This is a genomic window from Rhodopseudomonas sp. WA056 (assembly GCF_010906995.1).
Lineage (GTDB): Bacteria > Pseudomonadota > Alphaproteobacteria > Rhizobiales > Xanthobacteraceae > Rhodopseudomonas > Rhodopseudomonas palustris_G.
Genome location: NZ_QPFS01000245.1, coordinates 1 through 1,402 on the forward strand (window position 1 = coordinate 1; position 1,402 = coordinate 1,402).

Here is a 1,402-nt window from a genome sequence, read left to right on the forward strand (position 1 = left end):
CCCGCAGGGGGGGGGGGAGGAGGGTTGGCTGCGGGTGGAGGTCATACCTCAACATCAACGGACGTCGCATGACTGACCTCCTCGCGCTCGAAGGCGTGCACACCAATATCGGCCGCTATCACATCCTGCAGGGCGTCGACTTCGCCGTCCCCGCCGGACAGACCACGATGCTGCTCGGCCGCAACGGCGCCGGCAAGACCACGACGCTGCGCACCATCATGGGGCTGTGGCCGGCCTCGCGCGGCGAGATCACCCTTGGCGGCCGGCGGATCGAAGCGATGGCGACGCCGGACATCGCGCGGCTCGGCGTCGGCTACGTGCCGGAGACCATGGCGGTGTTCTCCGATCTCACCGTGAAGGAAAACCTGATCCTGGCGGCGCGCGACGGCGACCTCGACACCGCGCGGCTCGACTGGATCTTCGGCTTCTTCCCGGCCTTGCGAAAATTCTGGCTGTCGCGCGCCGGCTCACTGTCCGGCGGGCAGAAGCAGATGCTGTCGATCGCCCGCGCCATCGTCGAGCCACGCGAGCTGCTGTTGATCGACGAGCCGACCAAAGGGCTGGCGCCGGCGATCATCGGCGCGCTGATCGACTGCTTCGCCGAACTCAAGCGCACCGGCGCCACCATTCTGCTGGTCGAGCAGAACTTCCATGTCGCGCAACAGATCGGCGACAGCGTGCTGGTGATGGACAACGGCATGATCGTGCATCGCGGCGCCATGGCCGAGCTTGCCGCCGACGTGCCGCTGCAGGAACGCCTGCTCGGCCTCAGCCTGGAGGCGCATCAGTGATGAGAACCACCGCCCTCTCCCCGTCATTGCGAGCCGACGGCGAAACGCGTAGCCCGCATGAGCGCAGCGATATGCGGGTTGTCGCCTCATCCCCGCATGTCGCTTTCGCTCATGCGGGCTACGCGCTCAGCCGGGAGGCGCAATTATGACCAGCACCGACATCCCCGCCCCCTCCACCTCCGACCCGCTGCCGCAGGCCAGGCGCGACCTCGTTCCCGTGCTGCTGCCGGCGATCCTGGCGCTGTTGATGCTGCCTCTGGTCGGCTCGTTCTCGTCATGGGTGACGCTGACGGTCGCCAGCCTGGCGATGGGCATGATGATCTTCATCATGGCGTCGGGCCTGACGCTGGTGTTCGGCCTAATGGACGTACTGAATTTCGGCCACGGCGCTTTCATCGCGGTCGGCGCCTATGTGGCGACGCTGGTGCTGCTGCCGCTGGCGGCGATGTCGGGTGCGGATTCGCTGCTCACCAATCTCGCCGTGCTGGTGCCGGCGGTGCTGGCCGCGATGGCGGTGTCGGGCGCGCTCGGCGTGGTGGTCGAGCGGGTGCTGATCCTGCCGGTCTACGGCCAGCATCTGAAGCAGATCCTGCTGACCCCCGGCGGGCTGA

The 1,402-nt window shown here is 67.5% G+C and carries 2 protein-coding genes; both read left to right on the forward strand.

Annotation, left to right across the window (positions count from 1 at the left end; genetic code table 11):
• Window positions 1-68: 68 nt before the first annotated feature.
• Window positions 69-791 (forward strand): ABC transporter ATP-binding protein, encoded by a 723-nt coding sequence (locus DU475_RS23795; protein WP_164633516.1) that lies wholly within the window; start codon window positions 69-71, stop codon window positions 789-791.
• A 145-nt stretch (window positions 792-936) separates the two neighbouring features.
• On the forward strand, window positions 937-1,402 hold a 466-nt coding region (locus DU475_RS23800), incomplete at its 3' end, for an ABC transporter permease subunit (protein ID WP_502706860.1).